Source organism: Microbulbifer maximicatervae (SeqCode), assembly GCF_052467615.1.
On the sequence record NZ_CP174319.1, the window covers coordinates 2,045,467 to 2,063,403 of the forward strand.

General features: G+C 48.7%; 21 protein-coding genes. 14 read left to right on the top strand and 7 right to left on the bottom strand.

Annotation, left to right across the window (positions count from 1 at the left end):
* Positions 1 to 6 precede the first annotated feature (6 nt).
* The 8 genes from ACJJIM_RS09245 (at position 7) to ACJJIM_RS09280 (ending at position 7,447) form a co-directional block, all read left to right on the top strand.
* Positions 7 to 1,371, top strand: a complete 1,365-nt coding sequence (locus tag ACJJIM_RS09245) for a Ni/Fe hydrogenase subunit alpha (RefSeq protein WP_444913074.1) — start codon at positions 7 to 9, stop codon at positions 1,369 to 1,371.
* Positions 1,307 to 1,828 carry a hydrogenase maturation protease gene (locus ACJJIM_RS09250; RefSeq protein ID WP_444913075.1) on the top strand — a complete coding sequence of 174 codons (522 nt, stop codon included), beginning with the start codon at positions 1,307 to 1,309 and terminating at the stop codon, positions 1,826 to 1,828. The genes ACJJIM_RS09245 and ACJJIM_RS09250 overlap by 65 nt, the downstream gene beginning before the upstream one ends.
* Complete coding sequence (locus ACJJIM_RS09255) at positions 1,791 to 2,063, top strand: hydrogenase/urease maturation nickel metallochaperone HypA (RefSeq protein WP_282932830.1); 273 nt, start codon at positions 1,791 to 1,793, stop codon at positions 2,061 to 2,063. Before ACJJIM_RS09250 ends, ACJJIM_RS09255 begins: the two co-directional genes overlap by 38 nt.
* Positions 2,053 to 4,368 (top strand): carbamoyltransferase HypF, encoded by a 2,316-nt coding sequence (gene hypF, locus ACJJIM_RS09260; RefSeq protein WP_444913076.1) that lies wholly within the window; start codon positions 2,053 to 2,055, stop codon positions 4,366 to 4,368. Before ACJJIM_RS09255 ends, hypF begins: the two co-directional genes overlap by 11 nt.
* Positions 4,368 to 4,592, top strand: a complete 225-nt coding sequence (locus ACJJIM_RS09265; RefSeq protein ID WP_282932832.1) for a HypC/HybG/HupF family hydrogenase formation chaperone — start codon at positions 4,368 to 4,370, stop codon at positions 4,590 to 4,592. The genes hypF and ACJJIM_RS09265 overlap by 1 nt, the downstream gene beginning before the upstream one ends.
* A gap of 11 nt (positions 4,593 to 4,603) precedes the next feature.
* The gene (gene hypD, locus ACJJIM_RS09270) at positions 4,604 to 5,731 is read left to right on the top strand and encodes a hydrogenase formation protein HypD (RefSeq protein ID WP_444913077.1); all 1,128 of its coding nucleotides are present in this window, start codon (positions 4,604 to 4,606) and stop codon (positions 5,729 to 5,731) included.
* Positions 5,697 to 6,734, top strand: coding sequence for a hydrogenase expression/formation protein HypE (gene hypE / locus ACJJIM_RS09275; RefSeq protein ID WP_444913078.1), 1,038 nt, complete (start codon positions 5,697 to 5,699; stop codon positions 6,732 to 6,734). The genes hypD and hypE overlap by 35 nt, the downstream gene beginning before the upstream one ends.
* 86 nt (positions 6,735 to 6,820) lie before the next feature.
* Entirely contained in the window at positions 6,821 to 7,447 is a 627-nt protein-coding gene (locus ACJJIM_RS09280) for a LysE family translocator (protein ID WP_444913079.1), read from the top strand.
* A 369-nt stretch (positions 7,448 to 7,816) separates the two neighbouring features.
* Here the strand turns inward: ACJJIM_RS09280 and ACJJIM_RS09285 are convergent, their stop codons facing one another.
* Positions 7,817 to 8,392 (bottom strand): hypothetical protein, encoded by a 576-nt coding sequence (locus tag ACJJIM_RS09285; RefSeq protein ID WP_444913080.1) that lies wholly within the window; start codon positions 8,390 to 8,392, stop codon positions 7,817 to 7,819.
* Positions 8,393 to 8,588: 196 nt separating this feature from the next.
* On the opposite strand from ACJJIM_RS09285, the gene ACJJIM_RS09290 reads away from it, so the two are divergent.
* The 3 genes from ACJJIM_RS09290 to ACJJIM_RS09300 are packed head-to-tail and all read left to right on the top strand — an operon-like array spanning position 8,589 to position 10,788.
* A complete protein-coding gene (locus ACJJIM_RS09290; protein WP_413661967.1) occupies positions 8,589 to 8,906 on the top strand; it encodes a hypothetical protein in 318 nt (105 codons plus the stop codon).
* Between the two features lie 4 nt (positions 8,907 to 8,910).
* On the top strand, positions 8,911 to 9,183 hold the full coding sequence (locus ACJJIM_RS09295; RefSeq protein WP_108733205.1) for a hypothetical protein: 273 nt from the start codon (positions 8,911 to 8,913) through the stop codon (positions 9,181 to 9,183).
* A gap of 21 nt (positions 9,184 to 9,204) precedes the next feature.
* Positions 9,205 to 10,788: a PepSY-associated TM helix domain-containing protein gene (locus tag ACJJIM_RS09300; protein ID WP_444913081.1), complete on the top strand. Its 1,584-nt coding sequence runs from the start codon at positions 9,205 to 9,207 to the stop codon at positions 10,786 to 10,788.
* Positions 10,789 to 11,039: 251 nt separating this feature from the next.
* Here ACJJIM_RS09300 and ACJJIM_RS09305 read toward each other — a convergent pair whose 3' ends face one another.
* From ACJJIM_RS09305 to ACJJIM_RS09320, 4 genes are all read right to left on the bottom strand, one after another.
* Positions 11,040 to 11,609 (bottom strand): carboxymuconolactone decarboxylase family protein, encoded by a 570-nt coding sequence (locus ACJJIM_RS09305; protein ID WP_444913082.1) that lies wholly within the window; start codon positions 11,607 to 11,609, stop codon positions 11,040 to 11,042.
* 112 nt (positions 11,610 to 11,721) lie between these two features.
* A complete protein-coding gene (locus tag ACJJIM_RS09310) occupies positions 11,722 to 12,666 on the bottom strand; it encodes an SMP-30/gluconolactonase/LRE family protein (protein ID WP_444913083.1) in 945 nt (314 codons plus the stop codon).
* 129 nt (positions 12,667 to 12,795) lie between these two features.
* Positions 12,796 to 13,497, bottom strand: a complete 702-nt coding sequence (locus ACJJIM_RS09315) for a cytochrome c biogenesis CcdA family protein (RefSeq protein ID WP_444913084.1) — start codon at positions 13,495 to 13,497, stop codon at positions 12,796 to 12,798.
* Complete coding sequence (locus ACJJIM_RS09320; protein WP_444913085.1) at positions 13,490 to 13,900, bottom strand: thioredoxin family protein; 411 nt, start codon at positions 13,898 to 13,900, stop codon at positions 13,490 to 13,492. Before ACJJIM_RS09320 ends, ACJJIM_RS09315 begins: the two co-directional genes overlap by 8 nt.
* A 344-nt stretch (positions 13,901 to 14,244) precedes the next feature.
* Between ACJJIM_RS09320 and ACJJIM_RS09325 the strand changes: the two genes are divergently transcribed.
* Positions 14,245 to 14,919 carry a hypothetical protein gene (locus ACJJIM_RS09325; protein WP_444913086.1) on the top strand — a complete coding sequence of 225 codons (675 nt, stop codon included), beginning with the start codon at positions 14,245 to 14,247 and terminating at the stop codon, positions 14,917 to 14,919.
* A gap of 120 nt (positions 14,920 to 15,039) precedes the next feature.
* Here ACJJIM_RS09325 and ACJJIM_RS09330 read toward each other — a convergent pair whose 3' ends face one another.
* Positions 15,040 to 15,408, bottom strand: coding sequence for a putative quinol monooxygenase (locus ACJJIM_RS09330; protein WP_108733199.1), 369 nt, complete (start codon positions 15,406 to 15,408; stop codon positions 15,040 to 15,042).
* 447 nt (positions 15,409 to 15,855) lie between these two features.
* On the opposite strand from ACJJIM_RS09330, the gene ACJJIM_RS09335 reads away from it, so the two are divergent.
* Positions 15,856 to 16,713, top strand: a complete 858-nt coding sequence (locus ACJJIM_RS09335; RefSeq protein ID WP_444913087.1) for an urea transporter — start codon at positions 15,856 to 15,858, stop codon at positions 16,711 to 16,713.
* Positions 16,714 to 16,734: 21 nt separating this feature from the next.
* Here ACJJIM_RS09335 and ACJJIM_RS09340 read toward each other — a convergent pair whose 3' ends face one another.
* Positions 16,735 to 17,220 carry an SRPBCC family protein gene (locus ACJJIM_RS09340; RefSeq protein WP_444913088.1) on the bottom strand — a complete coding sequence of 162 codons (486 nt, stop codon included), beginning with the start codon at positions 17,218 to 17,220 and terminating at the stop codon, positions 16,735 to 16,737.
* A gap of 279 nt (positions 17,221 to 17,499) precedes the next feature.
* Here ACJJIM_RS09340 and ACJJIM_RS09345 point away from each other — a divergent pair, with 279 nt between their 5' ends.
* Positions 17,500 to 17,859, top strand: coding sequence for an ArsR/SmtB family transcription factor (locus tag ACJJIM_RS09345; RefSeq protein ID WP_444913089.1), 360 nt, complete (start codon positions 17,500 to 17,502; stop codon positions 17,857 to 17,859).
* The last annotated feature ends 78 nt before the right edge of the window (positions 17,860 to 17,937 follow it).

Here is a 17,937-nt window from a genome sequence, read left to right on the forward strand (position 1 = left end):
AGCTTTATGGCGGATCGCAGCAAAACGATTAAGGTGGATTATCTCGCTCGGGTCGAAGGGGAAGGAGCCCTTTATATCGACTACGACGACAGCGGCGTACAAAATGTACAGCTCAAGATTTTTGAGCCCCCAAGGTTCTTCGAAGCCCTTCTAAGAGGGCGCGATTACTTGGAAGCCCCAGATATCACCGCGCGCATATGTGGGATCTGCCCGGTGGCCTACCAGATGAGTGCTGTGCATGCCATGGAGGATGCCCTGGACCTAAAGCCCGGCGGCGCTTTGCGCATGCTTCGTCGATTGCTCTACTGCGGTGAATGGATCGAGAGCCATATGCTGCATATCAGTATGCTCCATGCACCGGATTTCCTCGGCTATCCCAATGCAGTCGCTATGGCTAAGGATCACCCTGAGGTTGTTAAGAACGCGCTGGAGATTAAAAAGGCGGGCAATGCCCTGGTTCGCCTTATTGGTGGCAGGGAAGTACACCCGATTAATGTGAGGGTAGGGGGGTTCTACAAGGTTCCGGAAACTCGAGAACTCACAGCCTTGGTAGCGCAGCTGGAAATGGCCCGGGATCTCACCGAGCAACTGGTGCGCTGGTCCGCAGCTTTGCCTTTCCCCAGCTACGAATGGCGAAGGGATAATCACTACGAATTTGTCGCTCTAACGCACCCGTCAGAATACCCAATGAACGAGGGCAGGATCACCTCCAGTGCGGGACTCAATATTAGCGCCCAAGACTATGAGAACCACTTTGAAGAAGAGCACGTCGCTCACAGCACCGCGCTGCACTGTACTTTACGGGAGCGGGGTGCCTATCTGGTGGGCCCCATCGCACGATACAACCTTAATCGTGACAAGCTGTCGCCTCGAGCATTGCAATTAGCTGAGGAGATCAACTTTACCGCCCCCTGTTTAAATCCCTTCCAAAGCATCCTCGTTAGGAGCCTGGAGGTACTACATGCCTTTGAAGAAGCCCTGCATATTATTGATAGATACCAACCCCCAGCCGAGCCTCACTTAAAGACAGAGCCGAGAACCGCAAGCGGCTGTGCAGCCACCGAAGCACCCCGTGGGCTTCTGTATCATCGCTATGATATTGATGAGAAAGGCAAGATTACGACGGCAAAAATTGTCGCTCCCACCTCACAAAACCAGAAGACCATCGAAGATGACCTCCGCTTGATGTTGCCGAGCTTTATACACTTTCCTGAGGATAAATTACGGGGGCTATGTGAACGGGCGATAAGGAATTACGACCCCTGCATTTCCTGCTCCACTCACTTCCTACAGCTACATTTGAATTATGGGCAAGCGCAAAGTAAGCAATCCATGGTTACTGATAAGCCTGGGCAACCCCCTGCGAGGTGATGATGGAGTAGGGCCACATATCATCGCTCGACTTCGCCAGAAACTTGGAGGGGCGGTGGAATTCCTCGAAAGCGGTGGCGATATTTTACATTTGCTCGCGCAATGGAAAGGTCGATGGGTTTGCCTTGTAGACGCCATGGTAAGCGATCAGCACCCTATCGGGGAGGTCGTCGCCATTGATGGACTTGAGAGTGCTCTTGCTCCATCGATGTGCAATACATCAAGCCATGGGTTTGGGCTGACCGAAGCGCTGGCCATGGGAAAGCATATTGATTCGCTGCCGGCACATCTGGATGTTTTTGCGATCAACTCAGAAAGTCTGGCAAAAGGACAGGGGTTATCGCCCAAAGTGGCCAGTGCAGCCCATCGAGCAGAGCAAATGATTATCGCGCACCTAACGCTATACAGCGGAGACCACTATGCACGAACAGAATCTCATCAAAAACCTGATCGATAAAATCCAGGAACTGGCCTCTGATGAACCCGGCAGGCCGATCGGCGTTCGCTTACGCTTGGGTGCCCTGGCGCATATGTCTGCAGCGCATCTGAGGGAGCATTTTGACAGGGAGATACTCGGGACTTCTCTCGAGGGGATTAAGCTGGAAATTGATGAGCTTAAGGATATTAATCACAAGGAAGCCCAGGATGTAATCCTGGAGAGCTTAAAGTTTGAGGAGACTGATGGCCACTGAACGCCGCCGGATTGAAATCGCCGGATTGGTGCAGGGAGTAGGATTCCGGCCCTTTGTCTATCGCCTGGCCGATAGCTTTCAATTAAAAGGCTGGGTGGCCAACTACAGCGGCGGCTTGAGAATTGAAGTCCAAGGCAAAAGCCGGGAAATCGAGAAGTTTATCGATAAGTTATCTTCAGAGAAGCCACCCTACAGTCGCATCACTCACATTGAATCCTATCCGGTGGCTCTTCAAGCAGAATACGGTTTCCGAATCTTACCCAGTGTCCGTGATGCCAGTAGTTCAACCATCGTTTTACCAGACCTGGCTCCCTGTGATGATTGCCTCAGGGAATTGTCAGACCCTAACAATCGCCGCTACGACTACCCGTTTATCAGCTGTACTCTCTGCGGGCCCCGCTACAGCATCATTTACAAACTGCCCTACGATCGTGTCAACACCTCCATGCACCACTTCCCCCTGTGCGGAAAGTGCTCGGGGGAGTACCGGGACCCCCTCAATCGGCGCTTTCATGCGGAGCCCAATGCCTGCCCCCAGTGCGGCCCTCAATTACTTTTCTGTAATACTGCCGGCGTTACAATTGCGAAAAAGAGTCGGGCACTATCCAAAGCTCTTGATGCCCTTGCTCAGGGGAAAATTATTGCCCTTAAAGGGGTAGGCGGCTTTCAACTGTTAGCCGACGCCTCCAATGGTAAGGCGCTCGCCAACTTGCGCCAGCGCAAACAACGTCCGCATAAGCCGTTCGCGCTTCTATATGACGAGCTGAAAAGTGTCTGCCAGGATTGCTGCGTCTCGGAGCAAGAGGCGCAGCTACTATCAACCCGAGAAAGACCGATTGTTCTATTGGAAGCGAAGGATGACAGTCACTCCAGGATACATCCGCTGGTCGCTCCAAATCTTGCCGACTTGGGGGTGATGCTGCCTGCATCACCTTTACATTACTTGCTCGCGCAAAAGTATCGAGCCCCTCTTGTCGCTACTAGCGGTAATCTCGCAGAAGAGCCTATTTGTACAGAAAATGATGAGGCGTTTGAGCGCTTGGGTAAAATCGCTGACTACTTCCTGGTTCACAATCGCCGAATTTTGCGCCCACTGGATGACTCTGTACTCAGGGTGGTCAATAACCGTCCGCTGATGTTGCGTCGAGCCCGGGGCTACGCGCCACTTCCCATTACCTTGCCTAGCCCAAGCCAAAAGGGCGAAAGTGAACGAGAGAGCTTCCTGGCCCTGGGGGCGGACCTGAAAAACACAGTTGCACTGTCTCACGCCGGGTGGGCTTATCCCAGTCAACATATTGGCGACTTAGGTAGTGCCAACACCCTGAAGCACTTCAACCAAACTATTGGCGATCTCACCAAACTACAGCAGTGCCGCCCGAAAAAATTAATCCACGACCTCCATCCAGGCTATACCTCTCACCGCTGGGCTATGAAGCAAAGAGCTGTGCGTATTGGCGTTCAGCACCATATTGCCCATCTATTCTCCTGCATGGCAGAACACGCTCACTCGGGACCTGCACTGGGAATCTGCTGGGATGGAACTGGTTACGACCGCAGTGGCATTGTTCGCGGTGGAGAATTCTTTCACTGGAATGGACAGTCTCCTGTCAAACACATCGCCAGCTTTCGTACATTCCCGCTGCCAGGCGGTGAAAAGGCCGTACGGGAGCCCAGGCGCTCTGCGGCCGGACTTCTGTATGAAATCTCTGGGTTTGTCGCCCTGGAGAATCGACAATTAAAGCGCTGCTTCACCCGCGGCGAGCGTCAAAACCTGGTCACCATGCTAAAAGGTGAGATTAACAGTCCACCGTGTAGCTCTGTCGGCCGCCTTTTCGATGCGGTATCCGCACTCCTGGGACTGACTACGCATACCAGCTTTGAAGGGCAGGCAGCCATGGCTCTAGAACAGTGTGCCCGTGGCGTCAGCTCTAAAGATAGCTACCCCTTTAGCCTTGTTCAAAAAGGGGACCTGCTGGAATTGGACTGGACACCCTGTATTAGTGCTTTAATCTACGATGAAAACCGATCACTGCCACAAAGGGCCGCTGCATTTCACAACACACTCGCGCAGATGGCGCTGGCAGTAGCAACGCAACAAGGTGAAAAGAATATCTTTCTATCTGGCGGTGTTTTCCAGAATAAGCGGCTTACCGAAACCGTCACTGCGCTCCTGGAAAGCCAGGGCTTTTCCGTTCACAGCCACAGTGAGGTCCCCCCAAATGATGGCGGAATATCGCTGGGCCAGATCCACTACGCACAGTGTATGGATGCTGCTGGGCAATCATTGGGAGAGGAGAGTTCCTAGTGTGCCTGGGAGTTCCCGGAAGAATCGAATTAATAGAGCAACAATCAGCCATGGAGCGCACTGGAAAAATCTCCTTCGGCGGTATCAGTAAAGCTGTAAATTTATCACTGGTACCCGAGGCTGAAGTAGGAGACTACGTGATCGTTCATGCTGGAGTCGCGATCAGCAAGTTGAGAGAAGAAGAAGCAAATAAGGTTTTCGAGTACCTCAAAACATTGGGTTGAGTCAGCCTGTAATGAAATACCTCAAGGAATACCGCAACGGCGAGAACATCAAGCTAATTGCGGCAGAGATTCAGAAAGTCACTACTCGCCCATGGACTCTAATGGAGATCTGTGGAGGGCAAACCCATGCCATCGCAAAATACAACTTGCAGCAATTACTGCCCGAGGAGATTCAATTAGTACACGGACCCGGTTGCCCGGTTTGTGTCACACCTCAGGAAATCATCGATAGAGCTATTGCGATTGCTGCGATACCGAATGTTATCTTCTGCTCCTTTGGCGACATGTTGCGAGTCCCCGGTTCAGATCGAGATTTACTAGAGGTCAAAGCTGCCGGAGGCGATGTCCGTATTGTTTACTCGCCGCTGCAAGCGCTCAATGTGGCAGAGCAGAACCCCACCAAGCAGGTCGTATTCTTTGCGGTGGGTTTTGAAACGACTGCTACCGCCAATGCCCTGGCGCTGTCCCTCGCCAAGCAAAAGCAAATCGACAACTTTTACGCATTGATATCCCAGTTTTTGGTTACACCGGCGATTCAATCTATATGTGCCCGTGAAGACTGCCGGATTCAAGGTTTCCTAGCTGCAGGTCACGTCTGTGCAATAACCGGATATCGTCAGTACCGCAGCTTGGTGAAAAAGCACCAGATTCCAATAGTGATTACAGGCTTTGAACCCCTTGATATTCTTGAAGGCGTACTCCGGTGTGTCCGTCAATTAGAAAGTGGTCGCTGTGAAGTAGAAAACCAATATCAGCGCGCGGTTACTAAAACAGGTAATACCGTTGCCCAGGGCTTGATTAAAGAGGTTTTTAAAGTAGCAACACAACAGTGGCGCGGTATAGGTGAAATTCCCGCTAGCGGTCTGGTATTGAGCGACGATTACTCAAGATTCAATGCCGAACAAACATTCAATCTGCCAGCATTGAGCATTTCTGAAAACAGGGGCTGTATCAGTGGGAATATTATGCTGGGGCTAAAGAAGCCCGGGGACTGCCCTCACTTCGCTAAGACCTGCCAACCCCAACAACCGCTGGGGGCACCAATGGTTTCCACTGAAGGCGCTTGCGCGGCCTACTATCGCTACCAGAACCAGGTGGAATCGAATGAATCTGCAGTGTCCAATTCCACCAACCGCTAATGAGGTCGTACGCCTCGGCCATGGCAGCGGTGGGGAGATGACCCAACACTTGATCGATCAATATATTCAACCTGTCTTCTCTAACCCCTGGCTATCCCAGGCCCATGACAGTGCAACACTTCCATGGAAACCGGATCAGCTCGTATTTACCACCGACTCCTTTGTAATCTCACCGCTTTTCTTTCCCGGAGGAAACATCGGTGAGCTCGCCGTTTATGGCACCGTCAACGATTTGGCCATGGCAGGCGCGGAACCCAAGTTTCTAAGCTGCGGCTTGATTCTCGAAGAGGGGTTGCCCCTGGAAACTCTCCAACGGGTTCTGATCTCGATGGCTGAGGCTGCCCGGAACTCAGGAATTACCTTAGTCACCGGCGATACCAAAGTGGTAGAGAAAGGGAAGGGGGATGGGCTCTATATCAATACCAGTGGCATCGGTACCCTGATAAGAGAACAACCCATTGATCCCAACCGCATTTGCCAAGGTGACTCTATTATCCTGTCCGGCGATCTCGGCCGCCATGGCATAGCAGTGATGGCCATCCGAGAGGGACTCGAGTTTGAAAGTGATCTCCTCAGCGATTGTGCGCCACTGAATGGTGTAGTTGCACAAATGATCAATGCCGGAATCGAAGTTCATTGTCTGCGAGATCTCACACGAGGTGGGCTAGCCACCGCATTGGTGGAGCTAGCGGAAAACTGCGGGCTGACCTTTGTCTTGGAGGAGAGCAAGATACCTGTGTGTGATGCCGTGCAGGGCGCTTGTGAGCTACTGGGGCTAGACCCACTCTATGTAGCGAATGAGGGGCGTTTTGTGGCTTTTGTCCCCAAAGCAGGTGTTAAGTTGGCACTTTCCATTCTTCGAAAAGCAACCGCATATAGCAGCTTTGCGGTTATTGGTACTGTTGGAGGAGGGAATAGCTCCCAGGTTATTTTGAAAAACAACTTGGGATGTGATCGGTTATTGCAGCGTTTACCTGGGGAGCAGTTGCCAAGGATTTGCTAGCCAGAAGCCTCAAAAGCACAATTTACGTACAGTTTTTGAACATATAGAATCACTGCATAAAAGCTCTAACAATCACTGAGTACCTCATGACAATCTCTACATCCTTAGCTCTGTTCATTTCAATGCTAGTTCTAGCACTGATACCTGGGCCGGGAGTATTAGCTGTTGTTTCCCGGTCAGTGACACTCGGCTTGCGCCAGGGGTTAATTACAGTAGTGGGAATTGTTGTAGGCGATTATTTCTTTGTTTTGTTAGCTCTGCTTGGCTTAGCAACGCTAGCGGAAACCTTGGGGAGCTTATTCATCGTTATTAAATATGCTGGAGCTGCCTATCTTATCTGGCTGGGAGTGAATCTCTTTCTCTCAGCAAAGAAAAGACAAGTCGACCAAAACCAAATAGCAACAAGCCACTCCCATAGCAGCTTTTCAAGTTTTCTACTGGGCTTAGTCACCACGCTGGGTAACCCGAAAGCTATTCTTTTCTACGTAAGCTTCTTTCCAGCATTCCTCGATCTAACTCGTGTTGCTTCTTTGGACATTGCAATTATATTTGCAATTGCAACGCTAGCCGTAGGCAGTGTGATGGCCGGTTATGCGTACCTTGCCTGCAAGGCACGGTCAACAATCAGTCAATCAGGAAAGACCCCGGCTCTAAAATACGGCTCTGGGGCTTTACTTATAGGAAGTGGTGTTTTTATTGCGGCAAAAAGTTAGTGCCTTCACAAGGTGCAGAAGTAATAGACCTAAGGAGCCTCTGAGTAACTCCGTAATGCCTCTGCGGGTCTTGAAGGCTGCAGATGTTAGGCGCAGCTCGCCGCGAATGGCCGTAGCCCTTTGCAAGAGCTGCAACGCAGCAGCTGTGGCCTTCAAGGCCCGCCCTTCGGGGCTTGCAGAGCGATTCACACTCCGCGTTGCGACTTCTTGAAAGGTCTAGACATTCCTGCGAAGCCGCGCCTTGATTGTGAACCGCTCTGCATGCCAGAGGTATCACGGAGTTACTCAGAGGCTCCCTAATTACTGCTCTCTGTTAGTTAGTCAAAGGAGGACGACCGTTTTACTTAACTCCAAAGCTACTCACTCATATCAGCCTGCTAATGCTACTTTTAGTGCCTTCCTGATTATTTTTGCATCATCCAGCGCTCGATGAACTGTGAATTTGTCAGAGTCCTCCAGCTTTTCGCGCTCTTTAATGAATGCTCTTAGGTGATTTTCAGAGCCACCAATTAGCTCCTGAATATCCCTGAGTTCAAACTCCTGATGAATGCCAGTATCAGAAAAAAGGGCATTGCACCAAAAACTGTCCCAGTGCAGGGCATCACAATAGACAATCTGCGCTGAAAGAATCCTGTTTAGGCTATAAGCCACTGTAGTTGGATCAATACCCTCGGATTCCAGCTTTGATTGGGAAATGTTATGTATCGATTCAGCATCATCGGACCAATAAGACCAGTGTGGCATTGGTTTTATTAGCTCCTGGTATTCCACTGTTTCAGAGCAGAGGCCAACTTCTATAGGGTAACTCTGCTTGGATAAGCCACTGGCTTCGAAGTCAATAACCCACATGATAAGAACGATAAGATATGGAAGAAAGGTAAAAGAACTTAGCACCTCTTCCTTGCTACCTTCCAGTCTGCCTGCATTTTCAAGCCAATTGAACAAACATGTATCTTAAGATAGACTACAACTGATAATGATTATTATTTGTGACTTAAATTTAAACCCGGTAGATCGCTAAATACAAAGCTTCCCAGTATTGAAGGCAATATTTGCAACTACGAAACTCCATTTCTGTAAAGAATAAGCGCAATGTTCAAAAAATCCGCGACCTCTAAGCAAAGAAGGCTGGAAAACTTCAATGTCTAACCTGGTGGCTTTCCTACTTACTTATTTGGCTGTACTACTTATTTTTGTAACCAGACATAAAGATCTACAGCTCAGTAGTTTTAAGCGCTTACAAAGAATTGCCTGGTGGGTGCTTCCGGTGAGTTCAATTCCTTATGGATTCCTATATGGTTGGGAGGTAGGGATACCCATTTGGCTTTGTGTCGCGATGTTCTGCGCTTTATTACAAGCACTGCTCGCCCCAATCAAACCTAATTGGCTGCTTCGCCATTTTCCGCTGTCAGTAGTGGGCTTGTTGGTATTAGAGCAGGCTCTTCTGACTATCGGATAACTCTATGGCTGCTTCAATAAAAATCAGTTGGCAACAGGTCGCCCTGACCATTGTGCTGAGCATTATCTTGATGTTTTCCAGCACGGTGATGTTGTCGATTTACTGGCCGTCCGCCGAGCCAACAGAACGGATGGCAGCGGGATCTATGTTATCGACACTTTTATGGGTCGGGTATATGAGTATGGGGTTACTCGCCGCCTCCACTTGGCGCGCAGCGGCATACCTACTGTCCCTGTTGCTGGTCATGCTCGGACTAAGCGCTCTTTCTTTTTTATAATTTTCGGTCTAGCCAACTTAAATGCAACAGCGTAGCAATATCCTTTTTTACGAAATTCACTCCTGGATTGGGGTGTTATTTTCTATTCTGCTATTCGTAATTTCCTTTTCCGGCGTGGTCGCACTATTTGGCCACGAGCTGACCCAATGGGAACGCCCCGAGCATCGTATTGCCTTCGATGCTGAAGCGCCTGTGGATGTAGATCAACTGGTCGCTCCGGTGCTCGCCGAGGCAAATATCGGTGAGGACAGCTTTTTTATGATCTCAATGCCAGACTACTACCATCCTATGCTGGAAGTGCTCTGGACTGATGCTGAAAGTGAGGAAACCGAGGTACGCCATATAAACCCCAATACCGGTGAAGTGCTGCCGCCCAGCGGCTCTGATTTCGCTGAGCTATTGACGTATATGCACACTGACCTACTGTTTCCCAGGCCTTTCGGACGCTACCTGGTTGGACTGATGGGCTTGGTGATGCTGCTCTCCATATTAAGTGGCATCATCATTCACAAGAAAATTTTTAAAGAGATGTTTAAATTCCGTGTGGATCGCAGCAGGCGGCTCAAATGGACAGACCTGCACAAAGTATTAGGGGTCTGGCCGCTACCGTTCCATATAGTGATTGCTTTTACCGGCGCAATACTTGGCCTGAATGGCATTATGATCCAGGTTGCTGCATTTTCTGCTTTTGAAGGTAATGTGGAAGCTGCAGTCGCCTCGGTAGTGGGGGAACATCCTGAGATAACTGGCGAACCTTTGGAATCCAGTAGCTATAACCAAATACTGCTACGCTACCAGGACCAAGTGCCTAATGCGAAACCCAAAGCCATTTATGTGGAGGCCTACGGGGATCGCAATCAGGTTGTCCAAGTCTCGGGCCAAACAAACGAGGCGCTGGTGCGCTTTGTAGATGTCAAATACCGCAGTGAAGATGGCGAAGTAGTTAATATCAATAACCCAGTGAAGGATTCAGGTCCGTTTATGCGGGTATATTTTTCACTGACTCCACTTCACTACGCACTCTACGGTGGCTTCCTGATAAAAGCCCTGTACTTTGTGTTGGGATTGGCATTGTGTTTGATGATGGTAACGGGCACCGTTATCTGGCAGGTTCGCAAGGCACAGAGGCAAAAGCTCCCCTCTGGTGATATTAATACCCGAGGTTCCGGCTGGTTCCTCAGTTTGCTCACGGTAGGGGTTTGTGCCGGTTTGGTTGTCGCCACCGCGGCCACTTTCTATGCCAATAAGCTGTTACCTCCCGGTAGTGGTGGCGATCAGCGCTTTCACTGGATTGAAATGGTGTATCTATCTGTATGGGGAGTGGCCATAGCCTGGGCGATGTTGCGCCGCCAGATAAAACCTGCATTAGCAGATCTCTCACTTTGTGCAGGCTTGCTGCTGTGCGGCATCCCGCTGCTGAATGCGCTGGTAACTGGAAATGGTCTGCTGGTCCCCTGGAAGTCCGTCACTTTGCCAGTAGTCTTCACTGACCTGGGCGCCCTGGTAATGGGTGTCATTTGCCTCTATTCGAGCAGATATATCTATAGACAGGTATCCCAGTTAAAGCAGCCTGCAGATATACCCCAAGCTGTTGCCGCCCAATAACGGGCTATTTCCTGCGAGATGGCGAATGCCATCTCGTAAACTTTATAGAATCAGTACAGCACTGGAATAGGGCGCTGCAACCTATCCCAACTACACACTTTACCTTCCATTCAATTACTCTCGAAGAGAGTGGTATTTGCTTTCAAGCATTCAGAGGACGCTACTTTTTTCACAACTTACATATGGGATGAGTGTGTCGTTGGGCTGGATAAACCCAGAACATTCTTGCCCCTCCCGAACCGAGATGTTCCCTAATTCCCGTCACCAGGTATGGAAATATCAAAACCATTTAAAATGGCAGAGACCTGATGATAGCCAGCCACGAGAAAGACCAGTTCGGCGGCGCCCTCGTTACCGAAAGCACTCACGGCCATCTCCCAAGTAGCCTTTGGCAGGCGGCCTCCAGCTGCAAGTGATGCGGCGACATCATAAGCAGCAGTTTCCTCAAAAGTTAGGTCTATCGGACGCTGGCCCGCTGCGATAGTGGCAATTTTGCTCCTTGCCAACTCACTTTTCTCACCAATAACCGTATGGGAGTACAGCTCATAACCCGCTTTAAAATGAGCTGCGGTGATTAGAATCGCAACTTCCCGAGCAGCCTTAGGAAGCGTGGGTTTGTCTGCAATAGCCTTGATATTGTCCCACCAGGGCTTTCCAAACCTGGGATATTGCAGTGCTGGTGCCCAGGGCCCCAGTAAAGCGCCATCCTTGCGCTTCTTGATGAAACCTGTGAAATACCCCTTCATCTCATTACTCATATCTTCGTAAAGGGGTTTCTGTTCCTCGCTGAGTTCTTCAGGTGGGATGGCAGGGATACGCAACTGACACCTCTCTTGTCCAATTGGCGATTCAGATTTATCACACACAAAGATTCTAGCCCGACAGAACGCAAGATTCGGGATGCCTGTTTGAAGAGTTGCATTCAACAGCAGATTAACTGCCGAACTTTGGCTCAGGAAGCCCCTGAATTCCAAGCCCGTGAACGGCTAAGATACAGCCCGGTTGAGGATGTCGAGCCAGTTCCTCTTTAGTGAGGAATGACTGCTGAGATGTGACAAACAGTGTCTCATAATTATTACCGCCAAAAGCGATGCAGGTAGGGCTGCGAATCGGCAGGTCGATCTCTCTATCAAGCCTTCCTTTGGGATCTACTCGCAAGATTTTGCCTCCAAGATTCAACGCAAACCAGTAAAACCCTTCCGTATCTACCGTTGCACCGTCGACTATTCCTGGTTGTCGGTCCTCTATGGAAAAGAAAGGGCGCCGGTTGCTAATCCGGCCGTCACTGATATCCAGATCGAATACGTAAACCATATGTCCAAAGGTATCCCCGAAATACATTCGCGTATCTTCAGGGTCAAAAGCAATGCCATTGGCTACAACAAAGCGAAAATCCTTATCGGCCTTTCGGTAGGTTAGATCGGGTTCCAAACAATAGAGATAGGAAGATTTGTCTTTAAAACGAACATCCATACTGCCGCACCAGAAACGCCCATAGCGGTCCACTTTGCCATCATTCAAACGACTGTGGGGCCTACCGGGTTCAGGATTAACGATTGTATCGACACGCCTGTTTTCCAAGTCGATCGCAAAGAAACCGGAGCATCCACCTCCGATCATTCCGCCTCCACGGCGGAAGCCAAAGGAGCCTATTTGTTCAGGCATCTCCCAGGTCTTGCGTTCGCCTGTTTCGATATTGAAACTTCTTATGGATGGAGGCCGGGCATCAGCGGGGTCAGGTTCGGGGTTAACGTGATCAGCCCAATAAATAGACTTGTCTTCCGCTGACCAAATCGGTGTCTCGCCCAATCCATCATTGCACTCCCATAGGCACTCGATTTCTACCACCGTAAATCCTCCAATATGAAAAGTGCGCATTCACGCCGATGAAGGGAGCGAGTACCTATTGAGTCGTAAGGCTAATTTTGTGATTCCAAGTTAAGAAGGCCGAATAAGAATACCCGGCCCATAAAAACCAATATGGCTTGGCTTACCACTAAAAGACCATCAAAAACTGAAAGTCCACTCGGGAATCCAATTCAAAGCCCAGGCTTCCATTACTTTATCAAGCCCACTCAAGACCAGTACCCCGAGTAGTAATAGTATAAGACCTAGTACTGTTTTGCCTCCAATCGCGAAAGCCCCAACTGATGGTGACAGTCGAGTATAAATCTGCCTCGATAACCCCCCAGCCACTAAAAGCGCTGTACCGGTACCTAGTCCGAAAGCAAACATCACCATAAATGACTGCCCCAATTGTTGGCCCATGGAAGCCAGTGCTATAGCGGCACCCAGGGTAGGGCCAACACATGGCAGCCAGATGATTCCGGTAAGGAAGCCAATACCAAACTGCCCAGCCCAAGCTGCATCACCGGTAATGCTCGCCCGTGCGGTGATTTTTGATAAGCGTAAGGTAAGCCAATCGGAAAGTGGTTTGATCAACAAGACAAGTGCAACCGCCACTAACATTATCGCGGCAATATAGCGGAAGAGTTCTGGGTCTAATCCTAAGGAGACCAATAGAAAGCTCAGCACAGTACCAGCCAATGCAAATGACAAGCTCAGCCCAATAGCTAACGCGTACGGCCCCCAGCGCCCGGCACTATTAGAAGCCCCGACAACCATTGGCACCAATGGCCAAACGCAGGGAGAGAGAATACTGAGAGTACCCGCGATCAAAGCCAGGGGGATGGCGCTAAGCTCAAGCATTGTCAGTGCAAGCCTTAACTGAATCGAAGATATTCTGCTGAATTACATCGGCACGAGTTTCGGCAACACTGAACCACACCTGTTGCTCCCCATTAAACAGTAGTAGCGTTGATTGCCGAGGAGCGCGGAAGTGCTTAACCCACTTTTTCTGGGAGTCGAAATCCACATTCAGGATCGTAAGGCCACACTGGGCATTGTCCCTCTGAAACTGCGCCAGAATCTCGCCCTGCTTTTTACAGGTTGGGCACCAATCTGCTCTCACATCGATCAAAATGGATCGTTTGGCGGCTTGTAACTCCTTGAATCGTTCTTCGGAAAATGGCTCTGATGCTAGAGCGAATGGCATAGAAAAAACTAATGTAGCGGCGATCAAGGTGCGAAGAGCTAAGCGGATAAATTTCATACAATCCATATCCTTAGTGGCAGGGTATAAGCCCTAATTTGAAGACAATCTGTTTAGATACCCATCTTGGTCGTACTGGAGTGCAAATTCTTACAGTAAGGCTACGAGGATTTGTTCGACTAGGAACCCTGGGCCGACTCTCTGTGTATTCAGGAGCGAAGAAGGCTAGGCATCGAGATGGAGAAGGGTGATGGCCTCACTGTCATAAAGTAACAACCAGGTGAAGTTGGAGCCCCCAAAGAACTTATAAGATCTGTGGGAGTCCTACCTGTTATCGCACTAATCACAGAGTTTTTCGGAAAAGGATTTTGGCCAGGTCTATTGAGATATGGTCTACGAAGTAGATGGATTTTAATACGGCGACACCTTCACTCTCCAACATCAAAACCACCCAAAATTGGCGCTTTGCAGTCTCAGTACTTATTGCTATTGGAACCCATATAGCACTGATAGTTGTTCCAGTATCAATAGCTCCAGATCCAACTCCTAGGACCAACACGTCGCTAGAAGTCAAATTACTGGCCCCATTTACTCCTCTGCCTTCTAAGTCTCCGCCAACAGCTGAAGAACCGAGCGTAGTATCAGAGCAGGATACCGCTCCGACAGATGCAGTAACCGTTACTAGCCCGCCAATACCTGATAGTTTGAATAAGGTGAAACCAGTCAAAATAGAAGAGCCACCACCCAAATTGGAAGGAGCATTAGAGGCAAGGCCCCATTCCGGGGATTTCCCAACTGCGCCAAGGTCAGGGCGACAACCGACTGTATTCAATCCCGCTCTTGAGAGAAAAATAGCCAGGGAACGCAACAAAGTCCGTCGATATCAGCCTACAGAAAATAGATACCAGACCTCGACAGGAACCTTTGTTCAAGTTGGAGACCGTTGTTTTGATGTTAAAGAGCTACCTGCTACAAATACAGATAGTGATCTAAACCCATGGTTTGGTGCGAAGTGTCCAGATAATTCCAGATCACAAGCAGAAATCGATCGATTGGCTGAGAAATATGGGATTCCATGAAGCTGCTGGAGTAACTTTTTATAAATGAAAGGGTACCCAACCTTCACCAGTTGTCTTGAAACATGTAGTTATCATCTCAACTGGTGAAAGTCTTACACCTTTACTTTCTTCCCTAAACGGTTAGTGAGCCTTTCCGCCTGAACGTTCAAATCCAGCGTAAGGGTGGTATAGAGTTGATTGCAGGCCTGAGTGACGCTCCCGAAGATCTTGTGGCATATCTCCCAGGTGGACTAAGCGAGTCGGTTCAGCAGCCGCTATCCAACGATCGGCAAAGTTGTCCCACGAGTCAATATGCTTATGAGCGGATTTGGAATCCTTGAAATGCTCATAGATAAGCACGTTTCCATCATCGGTTACGTAATACTGGTAGTTCAGGGTTCCACCTTCTTTCTTAGTTGCTGCGACCATCTCATTCACAACAGCTTTGAACTCCGCTTCATGTCCCTTTCTTATCTTTCCCTCGATAATCCAACCTACGTTGTTAAACATGCTTGCTACCTCACTACCGAAAGTATCGTTTAACCATATACACCGGAATAGCTTAAAGTACTACCCACGGCGCTTAAGTGGTGTGTTGAATTGTAGATGGTTTTTGGGGAAGCACATTCAATCACAGGTATGAAGAAAATTTAATAAGCTAAAGCAGACTACAGGCTTCTGGTCAGAACGTGACAGTCAACTAAGTAGCACTACAATATATCGGGCTTACCTGGTAACTGTGTATTGCCCATGGCTTATTCTGGATAACCTAAAGTTAATAGTATATTTATGACCGTGAACAAGTGAGCGGGTAGGGTCAATTACAACTTATTCAGATTAAGAAAGATAATGGATAACCCCTTTGCTAATCTCATACACAATATATTCTAATTTCACTTGGCTCAAAATCTGGCAGCCACACTAACTAATTCGAATTAAGGCTGTAATAGAGATACTATGACAAAGCCAATAACTACAAAACTCAGAAATTGTCTTGTCAGTCTCTTCAGAGGAATTAGCCAGGTCATCCTGCAAAGAAACGCCTTGAGTGGCTTTCTATTCATACTCGGAGTAACAGTTAACTCTATTGCCATGGCTATAGGGGTCGCAATTGGGGTTATCACCTCAACTGCCTGTGCAAATATTCTTAATTATCCCGTAAAACAAATTGAGGATGGACTATTTGGGTACAATGGAGCTTTGATCGGTGTAGTCATATTCTTATTATATGCTCCATCCCTAATGACTTTTTTATTGATTGTCGGTGGAAGTGCTTTAACAGTCTTAATTATGCGCTTTATGCTGCTTCATTTTGTCCTTCCGCCTTATACTGCACCCTACATTCTGGTGATATGGGCTATATGGATATTGGCTCCAGCACTAGATCTAGCGCCAACTGCAGCATTCGTTAACGAAAACACCTCAACCTGGGGGATATTCGAAGGTATTGGTCAAATCATCTTTCAGAACAATGCCATTACAGGTATTTGTTTTTTAATTGGGATTTTCATCTCGAATAAATCTCATGCGTTTTGGAGTATTATTGGTGGAATGCTGGCCACATCACTGGCCATGTTCCTGGCATTATCACCCACATTAATTCTTGCCGGGCTCTTCGGTTACAATGCATCTTTGAGCGCTATTGCATTATCAAATGGTCGTAAGCGATGGCTAGCCCCAATTGCAGGAAGCATATTAACCGTTCCAATCGCAATGGCTTTTATGAGCGCTGATATTATTGTGTTAACCGCACCATTTGTTATCGCTAGCTGGATTATATTGTTGATCCAAAGAAAACTTACGTTAACTCATTAATCCAGCCCATTAGAGAAAACACTAGCTCGTGATAGATTCGGTAAGTACAGCTTCCATTTGGCAAATTGATTGAGTCCAACTGACTTTTGCCAGTTTTGCATAGTCAGTGTTGAGAAGCTTATGTGTCAGAGTAACGATGGTACCAAGCTCACTGCCCCTGAAAACAACTTCGACCAAAGATGCATTCTCTTGCGGCTCGGTACTGTTTGGCAGATTAAGATTGCAATGCTCGTGGACTTCAAAAACTAATCGCTTTGGCCTGTCAACGCTGCGATACACACCAGACATAATGCAGGAACTGCCGTTTGGAGCAGTCATCTCAAAAGCAAAGCACCCACCAACCTTGGCGGTGAGGTTGAGTACACGTGTCGTGAAATCGTCAGGCCCCCACCATTTTTCAACCATGTTGGGTATGATCCAGGCATCGAAGACCTTCTCTGGCATTGCCCGGACTGTATAAGAGATCGGTTCGATTCGAACATCCTTTTGATAAGTAAAATCGATCACTGTTGCACCTTATTCTTTTAAGTAATGGGGTTCCAGTAGCCTGTTAACACTGAAACATTTTATCTTTGCCCTATAACAACTCCACCTGATTCTATGATCATAGTAGGGAGCCAAACCAGCGCTTGCAGACGCTCTAGAGCATATCCATTATCGTTGAGGCGGCAAGGCTAATCGAATGACTGAATAAGAGCGATTTCCAAGCAACCTTAAGCTGCTTTTAATACGTAGCTATACCCAGTAGCCATTGCCTAACAATTTTTCACCGATATACTTATTCAGATGGAAGAAAATCACGACAACCTGAATACTGTTTTCCAAGCTCTGGCTGATCCAACACGACGCGCTGTCATTCAGCATTTGATAAGCGGACCAGCGTCGGTCACCGAGCTCGCAGAACCATTTGAGATGGCACTCCCTTCGTTCATGAAGCATATTGGTGTGCTGGAGGATGCGGGCTTGATTCGCTCCAAGAAAACCGGTCGCGTGCGAACCTGTGAGATAAAACCCAAGCAACTGACAGCGGCACAAAAATGGATCAATACACAAACGGCCATATGGGAAAGCCGGATGGCTCGGATGGCGAGCTATGTCGAAACGCTTGATGCAGAAGAGCAGGATGACTTAGTACAAAAGGGGTAGATGCCCCAACAGTACGGATCCCATAGGCGTAAACTAATTTCTCGCCCTCCATCCCACCTAGCACTGAAGTTTTAACCG